This is a genomic window from Stenotrophomonas sp. YJH_SMC_27, assembly GCF_059369815.1.
In genome coordinates this window covers 25,663-45,467 of the sequence record NZ_JCAFTA010000005.1, presented here as the reverse complement: position 1 = coordinate 45,467, position 19,805 = coordinate 25,663, and the positions used below count along the sequence as shown (strand labels likewise).

Genomic DNA, 19,805 nt, shown 5'->3' with positions numbered 1-19,805 from the left:
AGGCGATCAGGCCTTCTTGAGGAAGCAGGTCTTCAGGACCAGGCCCTTGATCTTGTCCGAGTTGCCTTCGATGTGCTCGGCATCATCTTCGACCAAGCGGATGTTGCGGATCACGGTGCCCTGCTTGAGCGGGATCGAGGAGCCCTTCACTTTCAGGTCCTTGATTACGGTGACGGTGTCGCCGGCCTGCAGGGTATTGCCGTTGCTGTCACGCACGACCAGGGTGGAGCCCGCGCTTTCTTCGGGGGTCCATTCGAAGCCGCAGTCGGCGCAGATCCAGAGCGCACCATCGGCGTAGGTGTTTTCCAGGGTGCACTGCGGGCAGGCGGGGGCAGAAGACATCAGCAAGTACCTCAAAGTGAATCAACAGCCGCCATTGTAACCGCCTGGCTTCCCTGCCCCTTTTCCAGGCAGGCCCCGGGCTGCGCACCTGGCCCGACACACAACGGCACGCCCCCGGAACTTGCAGTCGGCGGCGAACTGCAGCAGAGTGCGCGGCCCCTGATCGACCCCGGAACTTCCCATGCGCCTCGGCATCGACTTCGGTACCAGCAACTCCGCCGCCGCCATCGTGCATGAGGGAAAGCTGCTGCCGATCCGCTTCGGCGACGCCGAACAGTTCCGCACCAGCGTGTACTTCCCCGGCGTGGTGCCCGACCCGGATGACTTCCAGCTCGATGATGGGCAGGAACACCAGCTGCAGCAGATGATCGACAGCGCTGCGCGCGCGGCCCGCGCCGCCGGCCAGGAACGCACGCCACAGGCACTGCGCCGCGAAGCCCTGCGCGCACTGCGACGGGAGTGGATGGAAGCGCGCGCCGGCAAGGAACGCAGCGCCAGCGACCTGCTGCAGAACGCGGTCTATGGCGATGACGCGCTGGAAGCCTATTTCGAGGAACACGAAGGCAACCTGGTGCAGAGCCCGAAGTCGATGCTCGGCTACAACCTGCACCCGCGCGCCAAGCAGACCATCACCGGCATCGCCGCGCACATCCTCGAGCACATCCGCCTGACTGCCAGCGCCCAGCTCGGCCAGCCGCTGCGTGCCGCCCTGCTCGGCCGCCCGGTGCAGTTCCGCAGCTCGATCGGCGCGGCCGGCAACGACCAGGCGCTGGACATCCTGCGCGAGGCCGCCACCCAGGCCGGCTTCGACCAGATCGATTTCCTCGAGGAACCGGCCGCGGCGGCCATGCATTACCACGCCGAAAGCCGCGAGCGGCACCAGGCGGTGATCGTCGACATCGGTGGCGGTACCACCGACATCGCGCATGCCGAAGTCGGCGGCGATGCTGCGCCACGCATCCACCGCGCGTGGGGTATTGCCCGCGGCGGTACCGACATCGACCTGGCGCTGAGCCTGTCCAGCTACATGCCGCTGTTCGGCCGCGGCATCACCCGCGTGCCCGCCCACCACTACGTGGAAGCGGCCACGGTGCAGGACATGACCCGCCAGCGTGACTTCCGCCAGCACAAATACGATCACGTCGACGATCCGTGGCGCGCGCGCCTGCAGGCCCTGCAGGACACCGGCAATACCGCCCGCCTGTACCGCGATGTGGAACGCGCGAAGATCGCCCTCAGTGCCGCCAGCGAGCACCGCAGCACGCTGGACTACATTGCCCGCGACCTGCATGCCGACAGCAGCGCCGCCGGCCTGGCCGCTGCCGCTCACGGCTACCTGGAACAGATCCGGGAACTGCTGGCCCAGGTCCGCAGCGACATTGGCGGCGACCCGGATGCGGTGTTCCTGACCGGCGGCATGTCCCGCGCCGGCTACCTGCGCCAGGCCGTGGCCGAGGCCTTCCCGGGCGCCCGCATGGTCCACGGCGAGCCCTCGCTGGGCGTGGTCCAGGGCCTGGCACTGGCGGCAGCCAGCCCGGATTAACAAAACGTTACGCGGTCTAAGTTACTCTTGGTCGGCTAGAACCCCGCTGCACCTTCCACTGGCCACGCCGGTGTGTGTCCACGGTGCAGCCTGGCCCGCCTGCGGGCCTAGCGGCCATGCCTTCCTGGCTCGTTCATGGTCCGCGCAGCACCTGAGCCGCCATCGAGACCCGCTTTGGGCACCCGCCAGGCCCCTGTGGCCTTACAACCTGACGCAGCACCTGCACCCATCGACTGCCGCCGTTGTGACGCGGTCTGTTGTCGGCTGCCCGTGCTGCTGCAGCCCGGCGACCACGTGCCTGGCCAGTTCCTGTCACGCGACTCCCACGGCCGTGCCGTGATGGCGCGCAACGAGGAAGGCTGGTGCGCGGCGATCGATCCCTATCACCTGCGCTGCACGATCTATTCGCAGCGCCCGGCGATCTGCCGCCAGTTTTCGATGGGCGGCGATGACTGCCGCCGCGAGCGGCAGGACTACCTGCGCCAGGCTGATGCCTGGTCGCTTTCCTCCCCTTCCACCTGACAGGAGCAACCATGCCCCGCAAGGCAAAGACCCCCGCGAAGGCCAGCAACAGCATCCGCAGCGAACGCAAGGGCGCGGCCGCCAGCACCGTGGTCAGCAGCGATTCGATCGCTTCGGACCTGGCAGAGTTCCGCAAGGCCGGTGGCAAGATCGAAGTCCTCGGCACCACCTGGGCGCTGAAGAAAGCCAGCTGACCCAGCACCGACCGCGGCGGCGCTGCCGCCGCGGCCTGCCGGACCGCGCTCAGCGATCCAGTCGTAACCTCACACTGCCCGAGTGCGACTGGATGCGGATGTCTCCATCACCGCCGCCCAGACGCGTGTCGAGATGGCTGCCCGGCCCATAGCGCGGCCGCTCCACCTGCCCGGCATCGCTGTTGATCGAGCCGCTGAAGCTGTTCACCGACAGCTGTGCCGACACCGTGCGCGGCAGGCTCAGCGTGACCGGGGCACTGACCGATTCGACATTGATGCGGCCACCGGGCGCCAACCCGGCTGCTGCCAGATCGATGCTGCCCGAGACGGTCTCCACCGCCAACCGCTGCACGCGTCCGGCCTCCACCGCAACCCGGCCGGATACCGTCTGCGCACCGATATCACCGGACACGCCGCCGCCGGCCTCGATCCGGCCACTGACCGTATTTACGTCCAGCTTCGGCGTCTGCAGGCGTGCGCTGACACTGCCACTGACCGTGTTGAGTTTGCTGTCGCCGCTGCGGCCAGCCGCGCTGAGGCTGCCGCTGACGGTGTCGGCCTGCAGCCGTCGCACATCGATGCCACTGATGTCCTGGCTGGCGCTGACCGTGCTCAACAGCAGTTCCACCGAGCGCGGCACGTTCAGCACCAGCGTCGCGCCACCATTGTTGCTGCGGCGCGGGTATTCAATCTCCCAGCGCACCCGGTTGGCGCTCTTTTCCTGGCGCAACTGCAGGCCATCGCTGAGCGTGCCGGTGAGTTGCACATCATTGCGGTCCCAGCCACGCACGGTCACCTTGCCGGCCACGTTGCTCAGTTCGATGCGACCGCCCGCAGCCAAGGTGTGGCGCTCGTCGATGCGGGTGTCGGCCAGCGCCACGGCAGGGGACAGCAGCAGTGCGACACAGCAGGAAATCAGGGTTCGGGTCATGGGGGTCTCCTCAAGTCGTCAGGCCGGACTCGGCGGCATAGGCCGCCTGCCGGGTCAGTTCCAGCCGCAGCGCATAGGTGCGCTTGAGCTGGCCAAGCAGGTGCGGCGCGCGCGGGTCCTGCGCCAGTGCGGCACGGATCTGCGCCGCGCTTTCATCCAGTTCGTGCAGGGCCGGCTGCCATTCCGGCGCGCGCCCATCGGGCAGCGAGGCCACGGCCTGCTGGTACTGCTCGGTCATCGCAGCCGCCTGCAACTGCAGCGTGGACGGCACCGGTGTATCCGGCTGCGCATGCCACCAAGGGGCCACCGCGTAGATCGCCAGGCTGGCAGCCAGGGCAGCGCCGGCCGGCAACCACCAGCGGCGCCGCGAACGCGTTGCCAGGGCCACCACGTTGCCCGTTGGCGCAGGTGCTGCCTGTGGTTCACGCGGCGGCAGCCGGGCAGACAGGCGTGCCCAACCATCAGTGGGCACTTCGCGCTCATTCGGCAGCGCACGCAGCCGGGCCAGCAGGTCGTGATCGAAATCGTGTTCGTGCGTACTCATGTCATGTCTCCCAGCCGTGCGCGCAACAGGCCGCGCGCACGATGCAGCTGTGCCTTGGAACTGCCGACGGCCATCTGCAGCTGCTCGGCGATTTCCTGGTGTTTCCAGCCTTCGATGTCGTGCAGCACCAGTACCGCACGCGCCCGTGGTGGCAGTGTCGACAGCGCGCGCTCCAGGTCGCGCTCGGTGCCGGCGCAGCGGTCACGCACCGCCAGTTCCTGCAGGCCCCCGTCGACGTCGTCCAGACTGTCGTGATCCTGCCCGCCCGCCCGGCCACGCAGCTCCATGAGCGCGGCGTTGACGCCCAGCCGATGCAGCCAGGTCGACAGGCTGCTCTCGAAGCGGAACCCCGGAAGCGCTTTCCAGGCCTGCAGGAAGGCCTCCTGCAGCGCATCCTCGGCACGTGCCTGCTGGCCGCCACACAACCGCCACAGCACAGCGAATACACGCGGCGCGTGACGCCGGTACAGCAGTTCGTAGGCAGCAGTGTCTCCCGCAGCGGCCGCCCGCACCAGGGCGGGTTCGTCGACGGGGTCGTTGGCGGCAGGCAGCGCTGGCATGGTGGTGTCGAGCATATCGCTTGGATGCGGCGGCCCGGAAAAAGGTTTAGAGGTGATCGGCGATCAGGGACATGCAACCTTTTCGACGATGGCTGCATCCATGAAAGGTCTTCGAGAAAACACCTCCGGGAGTCCAGTCATGTCCAGCCCCGCCTGCGCCGCCGTGCTGGTGATCGCCGCCTGCGTCGTGCTGCAGGCATTGGGCCTGTCCCTGCAGCTGCGCACGGACAGTGGCCGCGCCTGCCTGCAGCAGCATCGCCAGGAACTGGTGTGCCTGGCCTGGGCACCGGCAGTCGAATCCACGGCAGGCGCCGGGTAACATCAAGGGCCGTTATTGCCACCTGTTGTCGCGCCATGATGTTGTCGCTGAAGGATCATCTCCCCGCCTGGACCCACCCCTGGCTGCATGACGTGGGTATCGCCGTGAAGATCCTGCTGACCCTGCTGGCCGCGTGGCTGCTGCGGGTGCTGGCACGGCGCCTCATCCGGCGTTTCGCCGAGCACTACACACTGCCACCGGAGATGGCGATGGGCGCCCGGCGGATCACCAGTTTCGTGGTCTATTTCAGCGCCCTGCTGTACATCCTCAGCCTGCTGGGCGCGTCGCCTTCGGTACTGTGGACGGCGTTCACCGGCTTTGCCGCCGTGGGTGCGGTGGCCTTTTTCGCGGCGTGGAGCGTGCTCTCCAACATCTTCTGCACGCTGCTGATCTTCACCACGCGCCCGTTCCGCCTGCATGACTACATCGAGGTGCTGGAGAACGGCGAGAAGCCGGGCCTGAAGGGCCGGGTGATCGATGTGAACCTGATCTACACCACGCTGCAGGAAACCGGCGACGGCCACGAGGGCACGGTGCTGCAGTTGCCGAACAACCTGTTCTTCCAGCGCACCGTGCGCCGCTGGCGCGACCCGGCACAGGCGCCTGGCGGCATCCAGGGCGACGGTTGAGGCGCGGTGTTCGGCAGGGCTTGCAGCCCTGCACCTGCCGAATCAACGTCAACGTCAACGGCAGAAGCTGGCTATCCGTGGGTAGGCGGGGTGGGTCCGGTTGAGGGGGACGCTGCAAGTACGTCCATGTAAGCTCGGTCGCCGCATCCATGCGGCTCACGCCCCCTCAACCGGACCCACCCCGCCTTCGACAGTTTTCCGCGAGCTGTCGGAACGACGCATTGCTCTGGTGCGTGTCGACCTTGGTCGACACGGTGGATCCACGCCATCCGTGGATGACTCATTCGATATCTGACAGATGTGTCGATCAAGGTCGACACCTACCAACAGCCGCGGAAATCTGTCAGAGGTGGGGCGGTGTCGGAGTGCGGGGTGTCAGCCGCATGGATGCGGCTGCCAAGCCTACAAGGACGTACTTGCGGCGTCCCCGCACTCCGACACCGCCCCGCCACCCCACGGAATGCCAGCTTTTGCTGTTGCTGCTGCCTTGGCTTGAAGGCTTCGGCGGGTGCAGGGTGCAGCCCTGCCCAACAACCTTTACCTCAACTGGCTGTCCTTGCTGCCACGCCGGTTGTACCCGGCATGCGCCTGCTCTTCGTCATCCCGCGCCTGCTGGCACGCAACGCACAGCCGCACACCAGGCACGGCCTGGCGCCGCGCCAACGGAATCGGCGCGTCGCATTCCTCACAGTGTTCCAGACCGGGTCCCTCGCGCAGCTGGCGCCGCGCGCGGGCGATCGCATCATCAACGGTGGCGTCGATCTGGTCCTGGACCGCGCCGTCTCCCGCCCAACCGGTGGCCATGGCCGTCCTCCGCAGGTGTGTCGCCTGATATGGGGACGATACACCCCGGTAAAAAGGAATGCCTTCCTGTAGCGCCGAGCCATGCTCGGCGGGGCTTCAGCAAGCTGAGTGGAACGCGCACGGGTTCGATCAATCCGATTGCGACTTAATCCCCTCCGTCCCCTTTTTGTTTACCAGATCAGGTCGTCCGGTACCTGGAACTGCGCATAGTAGGCGTCGTCCTCGGCGTTGCCGGTCGAGATCTCGGCGGTCGAGCCCGGCTGGCCGTGGTCGACGATGATCGCTTCGGGCGCGCGTTCACGCACCTTTTCGGCGGCAGCACGCGGCAACACGGCGTAACCGTCACCATGGGCAATGATGACCAGAACGCCCACCGACAGCGCCTTGCGCAGCTTGGGGTCGATCAGCAGGGTGCGGATCGCCGTGCCATCGCTGAAGCGGTACTCGTCATCGCCCTTGTGGGGCACGGCATGGGCCGCGATGATCTGCTTCGCCTGCGCCTTCTGTTCAGCTTGCCTGGCCTGGGCATTGCGCTCGGCGGCCAGCGCGCGGTCGCGCTCGACCTTCTCGGCGCGGGCACGCTCAGCCTCGCGCTGGACCTCGGCCGACGTCGATTCGGCCTTGCCTTGCCGCGCCTTGGCCTGCTCGCGCGCGGCGGCGCTGGCCTGCGACTTCTTGGCCAGGCCGGCCTTGAGCAATTGTTCCTGCAGCGCGTTGGGCTTTGCCATGGTCGATGTGTACCGCGTGTAATCTTGGATGTCCCCATTCTACCGACGCCCCGCCACCCCTGCATGGCAGTCCTGAAGTACCTCACCGGCTATCCCGAACCCCTGGTCGCCCAGGTCAGCGACCTGCTGGCACAGGGCAAGCTCGGCCCATGGCTGCAGCAGCGCTACCCCGACCCGCACACCGTGCGCAGCGACCGCCAGCTGTACGACTACACGCAGGAGCTGAAGGACCGCTACCTGCGCAAGTCGGTGCCGCTCAACAAGGTCTGCTACGACAACACGCTGGAAGTGATCAAGCACGCGCTGGGTACCCATACCGCCATCTCGCGCGTTCACGGCGGCCGCCTCAAGGCCAGCCGCGAGATCCGCATCGCCACCGTGTTCCGCCAGGCACCGGCAGCGTTCCTGCGCATGATCGTGGTGCATGAGCTGGCCCACCTGAAGGAAGCCGACCACAACAAGGCCTTCTATCAGCTGTGCCAGCACATGGAGCCGGATTACCTGCAGCTGGAATTCGATACCCGCCTGTACCTGACCGAGCTGGCCAACCGCGGCCAGCGCTGACCGGCCGCAGCAGCTACACTGCGCGCCCACTGCCCGACCTGCCTGCCATGGAACCGATCCGTCTCGACAAACGCCTGTCCGCCCTGCTCGGCATCCCGCGCGGCGAAGCGCGGCGCTACATCGAAGGCGGCTGGGTCACGGTCAATGGCGAGGTGGTGGAACAGCCGCAGCGTCCGGTCGATGACAGCGCGGTGATCGTGGTGGCCGAGCAGGCCAGCGATGAAAAGGCCGAGCGGGTCAGCATGCTGCTGCACAAACCGGCTGGCGTTGCCGCCGAAACCCTGTGCGCGCTGGTCAGCAGTGACAGCCGCAGCGAGCTGGACGCCAGCGACATCCGTCCGCTGCAGCGCCACTTCCACGGACTGCAGCTGGCGGCCGCCCTTCCGGCCAGCGACAGCGGCCTGGTGGTGGTCAGCCAGGACCCGGCCACGCTGGCCCATCTTCAGCGCAACCTGGGACGCACCGAGCAGGAATACCTGATCGAGGTCGCCGAAGGCGGCCCCGAGCGTGGCCCATGGCTGCTGGCGCGCCTGCAGCAGGAATCCGGCGGTGCCAAGGTCAGCTGGCAGAGCGAGCAGCGCCTGCGCTTCGCGGGCAAGGGCCTGACCGCCAAGGGCCTGCGCGTGGCGGTCACCGCGGCCGGCCTGCAGGTGACGGCCGTGCGTCGGCTGCGTATTGGCCGCGTGGCACTGGGACCGCTGCCTGCAGGGCAGTGGCGTTACCTGGGCAGCGACGAGCGGTTCTGACAGGGAAGTCCCTGTGATCCACGCATGGCGTGGATCTTCTGCGATGCACCGTCTGCCTTTGATCCACGCGTGGCGTGGATCTACCATCGGCGCATGAGCCTGCCCAAGCCCCTGTGGCGACGTCTGCTTCGCGTTGCTGCAATCATCCTCGCCACACTGGTGCTGCTGGTCCTGTCCGGGCTGCTGCTGGCCGACCATCTCACCCCGCAGGCACGGGGCACGCCCTCGCACGTGCTGCCGCTGCAGCCGGCACAGACGCGGATCGACCGGCAGATCGTTCCGTTGCAGGAAGCCCATCCAGGCCAGTCCGGCGTGGCCTTCCTCAGCGATGGCATGGATGCCTTCGCCGCGCGCGCGATGATCACCACCCACGCCGGGCGCAGCCTGGATCTGCAGTACTACATCTGGCACGACGACCTGATCGGCCACCTGATGGCCAAGGCGTTGTACGACGCCGCCGAACGCGGCGTGCGCGTGCGCATCCTGCTCGACGACATGAACGCCAAGGACAAGGACGCCCTGATGATGGCGCTGGACCGGCACCCCAACATTGAAATACGCCTCTACAACCCGTTCCGCAACCGGACCGGCCTGCTGCGCATGGTGGAGATGGTGCAACGGTTCTTCAGCGTGAACCACCGCATGCACAACAAGAGCTGGATTGCCGACGGCCGCGTCGCGATCGTCGGCGGCCGCAACATCGGCGAGGAATACTTCAGCGCGCGCACCGATGTGAACTTCCAGGACCTGGACCTGCTGGTCGCCGGCCCTGCCGTGGAGCAGGCCAGCCGGATCTTCGACGACTACTGGAACAGCGAGGCCGCCATTCCGGTATCGGCGCTTGCCTTCCATACCGATGCCCAGCTGCGCCTGCTGATACGCGAATCGGACCATGAGGCCCAGCGTGACGTGGCCCAGCCCTACCTTGCGCGCGTGGCCGAATCGCGCAGGCGGCAGCGCCCGAGTCCCGAGCCATTGCGCTGGAGCCGTGCAGTGCGCATCGTCTCGGACCCGCCGATGAAGCACCGCGACGATGATCGCGGCGCGTGGCTGGTTTCGACGCTGACCAGCGAGCTGCAGGCCGCCCGGCACAAGGCCCTGTTGATCTCGCCCTACTTCGTGCCCGGCAACGAGGGCCTGGATGGCTTTTCGGCCATGGCCCGGCGGGGCGTGCAGGTCGGCGTGGTCACCAACTCACTGGCTGCCAATGACGTCGCCGCGGTGCACGGCGGCTACATGGGCTACCGCGTGCCGTTGCTCGAAGCCGGCGTCCACCTGTATGAGCTGAAGGCACAAGGGCAGTCCGGCGATGCGGGCGTGTTCGGCAGCAGCGGCGCCAGCCTGCACACCAAGGCGTTCCTGGTCGATGACCGCCGCGGCTTCGTCGGCTCATTCAACCTCGATCCGCGCTCGGCCTACCTGAACACTGAAATGGGTGTGCTGTTCGACGATCCGTTGCTGGGTGCACAGCTGCGCGGCGAGTACCTGCGCCTGGCGGATCCCAGGCACAGCTGGTGGCTGGCGCTGGACGACCGTCGCCGGTTGCGCTGGCTGGAGCGCGAACCACCACCGCACTGGGCGGAGGAAGAGCCAGGGGCAACGGCGCGCAAACGCTGGTTGTCGCGGGTGATCAGCTGGCTACCGCTGGAATCGCAGCTGTAACGCTCAGCGCCCCGGATCGGTGGCTTCCTGCCCGGCATCATCCAGCGTTTCCACGCTGCGCCCATGCAGTCGCCGCCAGATCCAGCGCAATGCATGCGGCGGTGCCGAAGGCAGCTGTTCCAGCAGGGCCAGCATGCGGCTCTGGCTGGCATGCCCATGGCGGCACAGCAGGCTGGCCGCCGCAGCGGCGCTGGCCAGGCGCAGGCTGTCGGCCAGCGGGCCCTCGGCCTCCGGCAACAGCGCCTGATGCACCGGCTCGGGCAGCTCCCACGCAGCCGCCACCCGTTGTGCCAGCGGTAACGACCACTGCTGAAGCAGCTGCAGTGCCAGCGCCGGCTCCACGGTTTCACCACGTGCCTGGGCTTCCTGCAGCAGCTGGCGCATCACCAGCGCCGCGCCCAGGCCCTGCACCAGGCCCAGCCACTGCGCGGCGAAAGCATCACCGAAGGTAACCGTGCGTGCGTGGTCTGCAGCCGCGCGCGAGGCCAGCAGTGCGTGCTCCCAGATGATCGTGCTGAACTGCGGGAACGCATCGCACTGCATCTGCATCACCGGCTGTACCAGTACCGCGCTGATGATCTGCCGAACGCCGTCGGTACCGACCAGGGTCACTGCCCGCTGCAGGCTTTCCACGGGCCGCTCGTGCACCTTGTAGGCGGGGCTGTTGGCGATGCGCAGCAGGTTGCCGGTCAGCACCGGGTCCTGGCCGATGATCGCGGCCATCACCCGCGCGGAGGCGGCATCGTCGTTGACGGTCTGGATCAGCTGCGGCAGCAGCTGCGGACGGCGCGGCAACTGCCGGGTAGCCCAGTCGCGGTCCTGCAGCGCGCGTGCCACCGCTTCCCCCAACGCCGGATCCTGTAAAGGCGCCGGCTCACCGGCCAGTCGTGGGTACAACGCCAACGCGTGCAGGCCGCGCTGCAGATGTGCGGCGATCTCCGCAGACGGCAGGGCCTCACCCTGCAGGCTCGCAGCCGCTGCCGCCACTGCCTGTCGCGATACCGCCGCCAAGCGGGACGGCGCAGCCCCGGTCGAGCGCGCCAGCCAGCCGCGCAGTGATCGCCACCAGGCCGCTGTCATCGCCGCCTGCCCTGTCGTTGTGGTGCCCTTGCCGTCACTGACCGCCTGCCTCTTCACGCGAATCCGGCCACCCGCCGTCGTCGCAGCATCGGCCGCACTTTCATCTTCTTTAACCGGAAGGCATGCGATGTCGACGGCACCGGCCGGGGGAATGGACTAGAATGGCGCCGCGCGACCCGTCCCCCTGCACCGACGACGTCGCTTTTTTTGTTTTGGGACCCTACCGTTCACTGGCCGTTCGCTGCAGTTCGCCGCTGATCGCGCCATCGGAGACGCCATGCTATTCGAAACCCTCGCCACCACCGGCCACGAACAGGTGGTGTTCTGCCACAACCACGACGCCGGCCTGAAGGCGATCATCGCCATCCACAACACCACCCTTGGCCCGGCCCTGGGCGGCGTGCGCATGCGTCCTTACGCCAGCACCGACGAGGCGCTGGCCGATGCGCTGCGCCTGAGCCGGACGATGACCTACAAGAATGCACTGGCCGGCCTCAACGTCGGTGGCGGCAAGGCGGTGATCATCGGCGACCCCAAAGCGGACAAGACCGAAGTGCTGTTCCGTGCCTTCGGCCGCTATGTCGATTCGCTGGGCGGACGCTACATCACCGCCGAGGACGTCGGCACCGATGTCAACGACATGGAGAACATCTACCTGGAGAGCCAGTTCGTGACCGGCGTGCACCAGGTCCATGGCGGCTCCGGCGATCCGGCCCCGTTCACCGCCTACGGCGCGCTTCAGGCGTTGATGGCGTCGATGCGCTTCAAGTTCGGCCATGAGGAAGTGGGCAAGACCAGCATCGCGGTGCAGGGCCTGGGTCACATCGGGATGGAACTGGTGAAGCTGCTGCGTGACCGCGGTGCCAAGCTGTATGTCACCGACCTGGACAGCGCGCTGGTTGACCGCGCGGTCAGCGACTTCGGCGCTGAAGCGGTCAAGCCGGACGAGATCCATGAAGTGAATGCCGATGTGTTCGCACCGTGTGCGCTGGAAGGCGCGATCAACGCCGACACCCTGCCGCGGATCAAGGCAAAGATCATCTGCGGCACCGCCAACAACCAGTTGTCGAGCCTGGAAATCGGCGACGAACTGCATGCGCGCGGCATCCTGTATGCGCCGGACTATGCGGTCAATGCTGGTGGCGTGATGAACGTGTCGCTGGAGATCGACGGCTACAACCGCGAACGCGCGATGCGCCTGATCCGCAGCATCTATCACAACCTCACCCGCATCTTCGAACTGTCGCAGCGCGAGAACATCGCGCCGCAGCGAGCGGCCGACCGCATCGCCGAAAGCCGCATCCTGTCGATCGGCAAATTGAAGATGCCGCTGGGCCGCAGCACCCCGCGCCTGGGCAACCTGCGCGGCGGCTGAGCGCGTCGATGTCGCGCCGGGGCTGGCGTCCCGGCGCGACTGTCACTCAGAACCCGGTGCTGTAGCGCAACGCCGCCTGGCGCGCGCCCTCGCCCCCGACGCGCTGGTCGAAGCCCAGGCTCAGGCGGCCACTGCGACCCCACCACGATTCCAGCGCCATGCCGATCAGCGCACTGCCGCGCGGCGCATTCCAGCCCGCCAGTGGTGCCCAGGCATCGACGCCGACGAAACTGGCCTGCCACGCCGCATCGGCACCCTCGAGCCGCTGCTGCCACTCGGCATGCCCGCGCAGGGTCCAGCGCCCCCAGCCATGCTCGCCGCGGATGCCGGCCAGCATCTGGCTGCGCTGCACGCGGTTGGCATCGCCACGCAGGCCGAAGCCGAACCCGCCCAGTTCGTTGAACGCATCGGTATCCACGCGCGTAGTGCTGGCGCCCAGATACGGTGTCAACGAGGCACCCGCGCGGCCGAAGCGATAGCCGCCTTCGACACTGGCACTGCTGAAGCGCCCGCCATAGCGGGCCGAAACACCGTAACTACCCGCGCCCAGCAGCAATTGGCGATCCAGCGCCCGGGTGAACTGCCCGCTGCCGATCTGGGCCAGCGCATAGCCCCGGCCCAGATTCCAGCCCGCGTAAAGCTGTGCCTGCGCCTGGCGATCACGCCCGCGATCGCCGCCGAAGCTGCTGCCACCGTTGCTGCGGGTCTCGCCGAAGGCCACACCCATCAGCCCGGTGCTGCCCAGCGGCAGGTCCTGGCCGGCCATCCAACCGCGGCTGTCGGCGGCGTTGCCGGCAAAGCTGCCCTGCCCGGCCTGGCCGAGCGCACTCTGCCAGGCCCCGCGCAGGCGCGGCGCCGCCTGCACGCGATCAAAGCGCTCTGCGATGGCACGGCGTGACATGTCGATGCTGTCGAAGGTGGCCGCTTCGGCCCGCGCGTGCGCCTGCCCGGACAGGCTCTGCAGACTAGCCTCGAGGCCTTTGCTGCCACCGCCGGTCCACTGCAGCGCCCCGGCGGCCGTACCGAAGGCCGATCCCTGCAGTCCTGCATTCTTGTCGAGCACGGCAAATGCACCCTCCAGCCGCTGTGCTGCCGCCTGGGCGGAAGCCCCCAGGCCGCTGGCTGCCCCGGTGACACTGACCTGGGTCAGGTTCAACCAGGCGTTGTTGCTGTCGTAGCCATAGCTGCTCTGCAACAGCGACAGTCCCTGCAGGCCGCTGGAGGTGGCCGGCGTACTGAAGGCACCACTGAGTCCGCCGTCCGCATGGATCAGGTCCTGCCGGGTGCCGCTCTGTGGCACGTAGCCGGAGACGAAGCCATGCACGCGCACGCCACCGTCGAGGGTGGCCTTGCCGGTGACCTGCAGCGCATTGGCGCCGAGTGCGATCATCAACTGTGCGCCCGCCTGCTGGGCGTAGTCGCCCTCGATGGTGCCGGTGGTGTTGCCGGTGGTGAGGAATACGCTGCTGCCGTTGACCACGTTGCCGACCACGCGCGGCGCGCCGCCATTGAACTGCAGGCCGGTCGAATCCGGATCGGACTGGCCGAGGATGGTCACGTTGGAACGGATCACGCCACCGTCCTGCAGTGCCAGGATGCCGCGTTCGATGCGGGTGGAACCGGTATAGCTGTTGTTGCCGGCCAGCACCAGAGTGCCCCCGCCCTGCTTGACCAGGCCGCCGCTGCCGACGATGTTGTTGCGCCACGCCGAACCGCTGGAGGCCACATCCACGTTGGCAACCACATCCCCCCAGTCGAAGCGACCCGGACCGTTGATCGCACGACCGATGTCGAGCAGGCCGTAGCCGAACACCGGATCCACGCCCGGGGCGCCGATGTCCTTGGCAGTGCCCAGCAGGGTCTGCCGCACCAGGTCGTTGCTGAAATACGGATAGCGCTGCCAGACCAGCGCAGCGGCGCCGGACACCAGCGGCGCCGCGAATGACGTGCCGTAGTTCCAGTAGTAGCTGCCCCCGTTTGCATCGGGATAGACCGCGCTGCCCGGCGCTGCCAGGCAGTAGCGCGCGGCCTGGCCGCAGCCATTGGCGTAGCTGGCCAACGTGCCCGGTGCATAGGGATCCACCGCGGTCGCCACCAGCCAGCCGCGCTCCAGATCTGCCGCCGGCAGCGAGCCGGCAACGCCCAGCTGGCTGGGCAGCGCGGCCAGGCTGCTCGGTTCACTGCGGCCGTCATTGCCCGCTGCGAACACCACCAGCCCGCCGTGGTTGACCACGAAGGGGCGATACTCGGCGGCCACCTGCGCGGTGGTCGGCAGGTCGGTCCAGTACAGGCCGCCCCACGAGTTGTTCATCACCTTTACGTTGTAGCTGATCAGGTCCTGGTGCACCTGGGCCACGCCCAGCGGTCCGCTGAAGGAATTGCCCTTGCCGCTGCCATCGTCGGCGGGCGGCTTGTCGGCGATGATCCGCGCCGAAACGATCTGCGCACCAGGGGCGATGCCGCCTGGCCAGGACCCAACCGGCGCGCCGGCAGCCAGGCTGGCTACCGCCGTGCCGTGGCCCACCACGTCGTCCACCTGCAGGTTGTTGCGCGACGGATCGATGTAGTTGAGGTTGGCCACCACCCGCCCGTTCAGTGCCACCGCGTCGCGCTGCACGCCCGAATCGACGATACCGATGCGCACGTTCTGGCCGCTCAGGCCGGCGGCCTGTGCGGCACGCGCATTGGTGACCGACAGATGCGCGTCGAAGGCCGGCTCCTGCGGTTTTGCCGGCGGCGGCGGCGTCGGTGGCGGGGTCGTGGGTGGCGGCGGTGGTGGCGGTGTGTCAATGCGCACGTTGCCGCCCCCGCCACCTCCGCCACAGGCTGTCAGCGCCAGTGCCAGCGCGGTTGCCAGGGCAGATTTCACCGTCGTCGTGCGTTCCATCGATTCCTTCCCATGAACATTGGCCCGTCGTTGTCCCGGCAGGCATGCGGCGCCGTCCAGCGGCGGCCCTCCCCGACCCTCTATACTTGGGCCGACCCCCACGCAGTCTGCCGGGAAACCGGGGCGCTTCCAACGGCCCACGGTCTCCTTTCCGAACATTGCTTACGCATCAACGAGATTGCCATGTCCAACATCGTCATCGCCGCCGCCAAGCGCACCGCCATCGGCTCCTTCCTCGGCCAGTTCAACGGCGTGCCGACCCCGACCCTGGGCGCGGCCGCCATCGCCGCCGCACTGGAGCAGTCGGGCATCCCGGCCAGCGACGTTTCCGAAGTCCTCATGGGCTGCGTGCTGCCGGCCAACCTCGGCCAGGCGCCCGCCCGCCAGGCGGCGATCGCTGCCGGCATTCCGCTGTCGACCGGTGCCACCACGCTGAACAAGGTCTGCGGCTCCGGCATGAAGACCATCATGCTCGGTCATGACCTGATCAAGGCCGGTTCGGCCAGCATCGTTGTCGCCGGCGGCATGGAATCGATGTCCAACGCGCCGCACATGCTGCCCAACTCGCGCACCGGCAACCGCTTCGGCAACTTCCAGGCGGTCGATCACATGGCCCACGACGGCCTGGTCAACGCTTATGACGGCAAGGCGATGGGTGAATTCGCCGAATGCGCCGTGGACAAGTACCAGTTCAGCCGCGAAGAGCAGGACGCCTACGCCATCGAATCGGTCAAGCGCGCGCAGGCAGCCCAGGCCAACGGCGCGTTCGCCGATGAAATCGTCGCGGTGAAGGTCGCCACCCGCAAGGGCGAGGTCGAGATCACCACCGACGAGCAGCCCGGCCGTTCGGACATCGCCAAGATCCCGACCCTGCGCCCGGCCTTCAAGAAGGACGGCAGTGTGACCGCCGCCAGCTCTTCCAGCATTTCCGACGGCGCTGCCGCAGTGGTCCTGCTGACCGAGGAAGATGCGGCTGCGCGCGGCATCAAGCCGTTGGCCCGAATCGTCGGCCACGCCACCCATTCGCAGGAACCGGAGTGGTTCACCACTGCCCCGATCGGCGCGCTGCGCAAGCTGCTGGACAAGACCGGCTGGTCGCTGGATCAGGTCGATCTGTTCGAAATCAATGAAGCCTTCGCTGTGGTGGCGATGGCGCCGATGCGCGAACTGGGCATTCCGCACGACAAGCTCAACGTGAATGGCGGCGCCTGTGCACTGGGCCATCCGATCGGTGCCTCCGGCGCACGCCTGGTGGTGACCCTGGTCAATGCCCTGCGCACGCGCGGTGGCAAGCGCGGCATTGCCACCCTGTGCATCGGCGGTGGCGAAGCAACCGCGATCGCCATCGAATTGATTTAACTAGATTTAACGATGATTTCGCAAAAATGAATGCGGGATCGCTTGACACCCAATCTTGGCTTGTCATCATGTTGTCGGCGCGCAGCATGCGCGTTGCCTAATTCTAACGACGAGGATTTACACAATGAGCATCAACAAGCTGCTGGTCGCGATGTCCCTGGCTCTGGCCCTGGCCGCCTGCTCGAAGCAGGAAGCTGCCCAGGACGCCGCTGCTTCGGCCAACGAAGCCGCCACCGAAGCCCAGGCTGCTGCCGACCAGGCCGCCGCTGCTGGCGCCCAGACCGCCGACGCTGCCCAGCAGGCCGCTGACACCGCCGCCACCGCTGCCGACGCTGCGACCGACGCTGCTGCCAACACCGCCGCTGCTGCCACCGACGCCGCTGCTGGCGAAGCCAAGGACGCCGCCAAGGCTGCCGAAGCTACCGCTGAGCAGGCCAAGGACGCTGCTGAAGAAGCCAAGAAGTAATCACTTCTTTCTTCACGCTGTTCCGGAAAAGCCGCTGGTTCGCCAGCGGCTTTTTCTTTGCGCCCGTGGATCGCGACTGAGCGCGCTCCGCGACCCCGTCTTCACAACGGCATGAATAGGCTGGCGTCCCCATCCATTGCAGTACCGGAGACCGCCATGAAGATTCGTCCGATCACCACCACCCTGCTGGCCGGCTCCCTGCTGCTGGCCCTGGCCGCCTGCAAGGGCCCGGAGGCCGAACAGGCCAAGCAGGACGCGCAGCAGGCCGCCGACAGCGCTGGCGTCGCTGCCCGCGATGCCGTCGACCGGGCCGCTGCCGCAACCCGCGACGCCGCCGACAAGACCGCTGCTGCTTCCGAGCAGGCCGCCGCCGATACCCAGCAGGCGCTGGACAAGGCCGCCGACGCCACCGCCAATGCCGCTGACCAGGCCAAGGTCGCCGCCACCGACGCGGCCGCGCACGCCAGCGACGCCACTGCCGACGCCGCGCAGAAGGTCGCCGACAAGGCGCGCGATGTCGCCAATGACGCCAAGGCCAACGCCGCCAAGGAAGAAGCCAAGCACTGAGCCTTGCCGGCAGCCGAGCACCGGCTCGGCGCTACAGGAAAAGCCGCGGCATGGCCGCGGCTTTTTCTGTTTTTCGCTCTCCGCTCTTTCTGTTGATTCCGTGGTGGACGGCACGGAAACCGTCCAAGGCCGCGCGGGTAGGTTGCGCAGGGGCGTAAGCGCCATGGATGGCGCGCCCGAGCCTACAAGGACGTATTCACGGCGCCCCCTGCGCGACCTACCCGCGCGGCCCATCCATCAGTATCAGCGCCCACCACGAGGGGCACCGCCGTTGGCCATTGCCTACGGCAGCGCGCGCGCCAGCATCGCGGTCAGCTCCAGGCCCGCCGGCAGCGTCCCGAATGCCAGCCCGTGCTCTCCTTCCAGCCGGCTGCGCACGAACGCCTCGGCGATCGGGCTGCGCGCACGCAGCAGCAGCGCTGCCTGTAACAACAGCGCAGTGCGCTCGCAGAACAGCCGCGCCTGTGATTCCTCCGGTGCCGGTGCCGCTGCCCAGCGCTGCAATGCCGCTGCGTAGCGCGCATCACGGTCGGCCACCGCCGCCAGCTCGCCGCGCAATGCCGCCATCGCCTCCGGTTCACGGGCCAATGCACGCAGCACATCCAGACACTGGATGTTGCCGCTGCCTTCCCAGATCGAATTCAACGGTGCCTGCCGGTACAGGCGCGGCAGCATCGACTCCTCCACATAGCCCGCGCCGCCCAGGCATTCCTGCGCTTCATTGACGAAGGCCGGCGCACGCTTGCACAGCCAGTACTTGCCCAGTGCCGTCCCCAACCGTGCCATCGCGGCTTCATTGGCATCCACACCGGCACGATCCACCGCGCGTGCGATGCGGATCGCCAACACCGTGGCCGCTTCCGACTCCATCGCCAGATCAGCCAGCACGTTGGTCATCAACGGGTGCTCGACCAGCAGCTTGCCAAAGGTGCGGCGATGCCGTGCGTGATGCAGCGCCTGCGCCAGCGCCATGCGCATCTCCGCTGCGGCGCCCAGCATGCAGTCCAGGCGGGTCATCATCACCATGCCGATGATGGTGGCCACGCCGCGGCCCTCTTCACCCACCCGCCACGCCTGCGCGCCGCAGAACTCGACCTCGCTGGAGGCATTGGCCCAATCCCCAAGCTTGTCCTTCAACCGCATCAGGCGGAACGCATTGCGGTCACCGTCTGCCAGGCGGCGCGGCAACAGCAGGCAGGTCAGTCCTCCCGGCGCCTGCGCCAGCACCAGGAAGCCGTCGCACATCGGCGCGGAAAAGAACCACTTGTGGCCGACCAGGCGATAGCGCTCGCCATCGATCGGTTCGGCGCGGGTACTGTTGGCACGTACATCCGAGCCGCCCTGCTTCTCGGTCATGCCCATGCCCAGGGTGATGCCGGCCTTGTCCGCCACCGGCACGTCGCGCGGGTCATAGACCGGCGCTGCGGCCTTGCGTGCCCACTCGGCCAGGTGCGGCTGCGTGCGCAGCACCGCTACTGCTGCATGGGTCATCGTCAATGGGCAACTGGTGCCCGCCTCGGCCTGGTGATGCAGGTAGCTCAACACCGCACGTGCCACGTGCGCGCCGGGCTGCGGCTCATGCCAGGACAAGCCTGCGACCCCGTGCGATTTGGCCGTGTCCATCAACTGGTGATAGGCCGGATGGAACTCCACCGTGTCGATGCGATGGCCCTGCGCATCATGCGTGCGCAGGCGTGGCCGATCGCGGTTGGCATCGAAGCCGACCCGGTACAGCTCATCACCCGCCAGCGCGCCATACACCGCCAATCGTGGCGCGAAGCTGCCAGCGCCTTCGCGCTGAACGGCTTCCATCAGCGCCGCGTCGTCGGTCCACAACTGCCGCCCCGCGAACGGCGGCGGCTGGTTCAGTACCACATGGGTTTCGTAGGGCGCGTTGCTGCTGAAGCTCGGTCCACTCATCCGGTCCATCCTGGCGGCAAGAAGTGTGCGGCCCGATTGTGCCGCATGACCTGCCAAGCCCGT

General features: G+C 67.6%; 21 protein-coding genes. 12 read left to right on the top strand and 9 right to left on the bottom strand.

What is annotated here, in order from left to right; all coding sequences use genetic code 11:
- Nucleotides 1-6: 6 nt before the first annotated feature.
- The gene (locus tag AC5P7R_RS09525; RefSeq protein WP_021204683.1) at nucleotides 7-342 is read right to left on the bottom strand and encodes a zinc ribbon domain-containing protein YjdM; all 336 of its coding nucleotides are present in this window, start codon (nucleotides 340-342) and stop codon (nucleotides 7-9) included.
- Between the two features lie 181 nt (nucleotides 343-523).
- Between AC5P7R_RS09525 and AC5P7R_RS09520 the strand changes: the two genes are divergently transcribed.
- From AC5P7R_RS09520 to AC5P7R_RS09510, 3 genes are all read left to right on the top strand, one after another.
- Complete coding sequence (locus tag AC5P7R_RS09520; RefSeq protein WP_019662134.1) at nucleotides 524-1,885, top strand: Hsp70 family protein; 1,362 nt, start codon at nucleotides 524-526, stop codon at nucleotides 1,883-1,885.
- Nucleotides 1,886-2,113: 228 nt separating this feature from the next.
- Nucleotides 2,114-2,407, top strand: a complete 294-nt coding sequence (locus AC5P7R_RS09515; protein ID WP_080112561.1) for a YkgJ family cysteine cluster protein — start codon at nucleotides 2,114-2,116, stop codon at nucleotides 2,405-2,407.
- Nucleotides 2,408-2,418: 11 nt separating this feature from the next.
- A complete protein-coding gene (locus AC5P7R_RS09510) occupies nucleotides 2,419-2,601 on the top strand; it encodes a hypothetical protein (RefSeq protein ID WP_478435942.1) in 183 nt (60 codons plus the stop codon).
- Between the two features lie 49 nt (nucleotides 2,602-2,650).
- Here AC5P7R_RS09510 and AC5P7R_RS09505 read toward each other — a convergent pair whose 3' ends face one another.
- From AC5P7R_RS09505 to AC5P7R_RS09495, 3 genes are read right to left on the bottom strand one after another with little or no spacing between them, the layout of a single operon-like run.
- The gene (locus AC5P7R_RS09505; RefSeq protein WP_478435943.1) at nucleotides 2,651-3,532 is read right to left on the bottom strand and encodes a DUF4097 family beta strand repeat-containing protein; all 882 of its coding nucleotides are present in this window, start codon (nucleotides 3,530-3,532) and stop codon (nucleotides 2,651-2,653) included.
- Between the two features lie 10 nt (nucleotides 3,533-3,542).
- Entirely contained in the window at nucleotides 3,543-4,076 is a 534-nt protein-coding gene (locus AC5P7R_RS09500) for a hypothetical protein (protein ID WP_019662137.1), read from the bottom strand.
- Entirely contained in the window at nucleotides 4,073-4,651 is a 579-nt protein-coding gene (locus AC5P7R_RS09495) for an RNA polymerase sigma factor (RefSeq protein ID WP_019662138.1), read from the bottom strand. Before AC5P7R_RS09495 ends, AC5P7R_RS09500 begins: the two co-directional genes overlap by 4 nt.
- 124 nt (nucleotides 4,652-4,775) lie before the next feature.
- On the opposite strand from AC5P7R_RS09495, the gene AC5P7R_RS09490 reads away from it, so the two are divergent.
- A complete protein-coding gene (locus AC5P7R_RS09490; protein WP_019662139.1) occupies nucleotides 4,776-4,955 on the top strand; it encodes a hypothetical protein in 180 nt (59 codons plus the stop codon).
- Nucleotides 4,956-4,990: 35 nt separating this feature from the next.
- The gene (locus tag AC5P7R_RS09485) at nucleotides 4,991-5,584 is read left to right on the top strand and encodes a mechanosensitive ion channel domain-containing protein (protein WP_019662140.1); all 594 of its coding nucleotides are present in this window, start codon (nucleotides 4,991-4,993) and stop codon (nucleotides 5,582-5,584) included.
- A 537-nt stretch (nucleotides 5,585-6,121) separates the two neighbouring features.
- On the opposite strand, the gene AC5P7R_RS09480 is transcribed toward AC5P7R_RS09485, so the two are convergent.
- Both AC5P7R_RS09480 and AC5P7R_RS09475 read right to left on the bottom strand, forming a co-directional pair.
- Entirely contained in the window at nucleotides 6,122-6,388 is a 267-nt protein-coding gene (locus AC5P7R_RS09480) for a DksA/TraR family C4-type zinc finger protein (RefSeq protein WP_019662141.1), read from the bottom strand.
- A gap of 170 nt (nucleotides 6,389-6,558) precedes the next feature.
- On the bottom strand, nucleotides 6,559-7,116 hold the full coding sequence (locus AC5P7R_RS09475; protein ID WP_111103071.1) for a DUF2058 domain-containing protein: 558 nt from the start codon (nucleotides 7,114-7,116) through the stop codon (nucleotides 6,559-6,561).
- Between the two features lie 63 nt (nucleotides 7,117-7,179).
- On the opposite strand from AC5P7R_RS09475, the gene AC5P7R_RS09470 reads away from it, so the two are divergent.
- The 3 genes from AC5P7R_RS09470 (at nucleotide 7,180) to AC5P7R_RS09460 (ending at nucleotide 10,088) form a co-directional block, all read left to right on the top strand.
- Entirely contained in the window at nucleotides 7,180-7,680 is a 501-nt protein-coding gene (locus tag AC5P7R_RS09470) for a M48 metallopeptidase family protein (protein ID WP_021203991.1), read from the top strand.
- Nucleotides 7,681-7,727: 47 nt separating this feature from the next.
- Nucleotides 7,728-8,426: an RNA pseudouridine synthase gene (locus tag AC5P7R_RS09465; RefSeq protein WP_019662144.1), complete on the top strand. Its 699-nt coding sequence runs from the start codon at nucleotides 7,728-7,730 to the stop codon at nucleotides 8,424-8,426.
- 69 nt (nucleotides 8,427-8,495) lie between these two features.
- Nucleotides 8,496-10,088 (top strand): phospholipase D family protein, encoded by a 1,593-nt coding sequence (locus AC5P7R_RS09460; protein ID WP_031270567.1) that lies wholly within the window; start codon nucleotides 8,496-8,498, stop codon nucleotides 10,086-10,088.
- Between the two features lie 3 nt (nucleotides 10,089-10,091).
- On the opposite strand, the gene AC5P7R_RS09455 is transcribed toward AC5P7R_RS09460, so the two are convergent.
- Nucleotides 10,092-11,168, bottom strand: coding sequence for an HDOD domain-containing protein (locus AC5P7R_RS09455; RefSeq protein WP_021203993.1), 1,077 nt, complete (start codon nucleotides 11,166-11,168; stop codon nucleotides 10,092-10,094).
- Nucleotides 11,169-11,445: 277 nt separating this feature from the next.
- On the opposite strand from AC5P7R_RS09455, the gene AC5P7R_RS09450 reads away from it, so the two are divergent.
- Nucleotides 11,446-12,543 (top strand): Glu/Leu/Phe/Val dehydrogenase dimerization domain-containing protein, encoded by a 1,098-nt coding sequence (locus tag AC5P7R_RS09450; protein WP_019662147.1) that lies wholly within the window; start codon nucleotides 11,446-11,448, stop codon nucleotides 12,541-12,543.
- 46 nt (nucleotides 12,544-12,589) lie between these two features.
- Here the strand turns inward: AC5P7R_RS09450 and AC5P7R_RS09445 are convergent, their stop codons facing one another.
- Nucleotides 12,590-15,430 (bottom strand): autotransporter serine protease, encoded by a 2,841-nt coding sequence (locus AC5P7R_RS09445; RefSeq protein ID WP_111103073.1) that lies wholly within the window; start codon nucleotides 15,428-15,430, stop codon nucleotides 12,590-12,592.
- Nucleotides 15,431-15,613: 183 nt separating this feature from the next.
- On the opposite strand from AC5P7R_RS09445, the gene AC5P7R_RS09440 reads away from it, so the two are divergent.
- The 3 genes from AC5P7R_RS09440 to AC5P7R_RS09430 all read left to right on the top strand — a co-directional run bounded on the left by AC5P7R_RS09440 (nucleotide 15,614) and on the right by AC5P7R_RS09430 (nucleotide 17,822).
- On the top strand, nucleotides 15,614-16,789 hold the full coding sequence (locus AC5P7R_RS09440; RefSeq protein ID WP_019662149.1) for a thiolase family protein: 1,176 nt from the start codon (nucleotides 15,614-15,616) through the stop codon (nucleotides 16,787-16,789).
- Nucleotides 16,790-16,913: 124 nt separating this feature from the next.
- Nucleotides 16,914-17,255, top strand: a complete 342-nt coding sequence (locus AC5P7R_RS09435; protein ID WP_019662150.1) for a hypothetical protein — start codon at nucleotides 16,914-16,916, stop codon at nucleotides 17,253-17,255.
- A gap of 156 nt (nucleotides 17,256-17,411) precedes the next feature.
- Complete coding sequence (locus AC5P7R_RS09430; RefSeq protein ID WP_019662151.1) at nucleotides 17,412-17,822, top strand: hypothetical protein; 411 nt, start codon at nucleotides 17,412-17,414, stop codon at nucleotides 17,820-17,822.
- A gap of 282 nt (nucleotides 17,823-18,104) precedes the next feature.
- On the opposite strand, the gene AC5P7R_RS09425 is transcribed toward AC5P7R_RS09430, so the two are convergent.
- Entirely contained in the window at nucleotides 18,105-19,742 is a 1,638-nt protein-coding gene (locus AC5P7R_RS09425) for an acyl-CoA dehydrogenase family protein (protein WP_019662152.1), read from the bottom strand.
- Between the last annotated feature and the right edge of the window lie 63 nt (nucleotides 19,743-19,805).

Excerpts from the sequence above, each read along its gene's own strand:
- AC5P7R_RS09525 (WP_021204683.1), bottom strand. The coding sequence starts at position 342 with ATGTCTTCTGCCCCCGCCTGCCCGCAGTGCACCCTGGAAAACACCTAC.
- AC5P7R_RS09520 (WP_019662134.1), top strand. The coding sequence starts at position 524 with ATGCGCCTCGGCATCGACTTCGGTACCAGCAACTCCGCCGCCGCCATC.
- AC5P7R_RS09510 (WP_478435942.1), top strand. The coding sequence starts at position 2,419 with ATGCCCCGCAAGGCAAAGACCCCCGCGAAGGCCAGCAACAGCATCCGC.
- AC5P7R_RS09505 (WP_478435943.1), bottom strand. The coding sequence starts at position 3,532 with ATGACCCGAACCCTGATTTCCTGCTGTGTCGCACTGCTGCTGTCCCCT.
- AC5P7R_RS09500 (WP_019662137.1), bottom strand. The coding sequence starts at position 4,076 with ATGAGTACGCACGAACACGATTTCGATCACGACCTGCTGGCCCGGCTG.
- AC5P7R_RS09495 (WP_019662138.1), bottom strand. The coding sequence starts at position 4,651 with ATGCTCGACACCACCATGCCAGCGCTGCCTGCCGCCAACGACCCCGTC.
- AC5P7R_RS09490 (WP_019662139.1), top strand. The coding sequence starts at position 4,776 with ATGTCCAGCCCCGCCTGCGCCGCCGTGCTGGTGATCGCCGCCTGCGTC.
- AC5P7R_RS09485 (WP_019662140.1), top strand. The coding sequence starts at position 4,991 with ATGATGTTGTCGCTGAAGGATCATCTCCCCGCCTGGACCCACCCCTGG.
- AC5P7R_RS09480 (WP_019662141.1), bottom strand. The coding sequence starts at position 6,388 with ATGGCCACCGGTTGGGCGGGAGACGGCGCGGTCCAGGACCAGATCGAC.
- AC5P7R_RS09475 (WP_111103071.1), bottom strand. The coding sequence starts at position 7,116 with ATGGCAAAGCCCAACGCGCTGCAGGAACAATTGCTCAAGGCCGGCCTG.
- AC5P7R_RS09470 (WP_021203991.1), top strand. The coding sequence starts at position 7,180 with ATGGCAGTCCTGAAGTACCTCACCGGCTATCCCGAACCCCTGGTCGCC.
- AC5P7R_RS09465 (WP_019662144.1), top strand. The coding sequence starts at position 7,728 with ATGGAACCGATCCGTCTCGACAAACGCCTGTCCGCCCTGCTCGGCATC.
- AC5P7R_RS09455 (WP_021203993.1), bottom strand. The coding sequence starts at position 11,168 with ATGACAGCGGCCTGGTGGCGATCACTGCGCGGCTGGCTGGCGCGCTCG.
- AC5P7R_RS09450 (WP_019662147.1), top strand. The coding sequence starts at position 11,446 with ATGCTATTCGAAACCCTCGCCACCACCGGCCACGAACAGGTGGTGTTC.
- AC5P7R_RS09445 (WP_111103073.1), bottom strand. The coding sequence starts at position 15,430 with ATGGAACGCACGACGACGGTGAAATCTGCCCTGGCAACCGCGCTGGCA.
- AC5P7R_RS09440 (WP_019662149.1), top strand. The coding sequence starts at position 15,614 with ATGTCCAACATCGTCATCGCCGCCGCCAAGCGCACCGCCATCGGCTCC.
- AC5P7R_RS09435 (WP_019662150.1), top strand. The coding sequence starts at position 16,914 with ATGAGCATCAACAAGCTGCTGGTCGCGATGTCCCTGGCTCTGGCCCTG.
- AC5P7R_RS09430 (WP_019662151.1), top strand. The coding sequence starts at position 17,412 with ATGAAGATTCGTCCGATCACCACCACCCTGCTGGCCGGCTCCCTGCTG.
- AC5P7R_RS09425 (WP_019662152.1), bottom strand. The coding sequence starts at position 19,742 with ATGAGTGGACCGAGCTTCAGCAGCAACGCGCCCTACGAAACCCATGTG.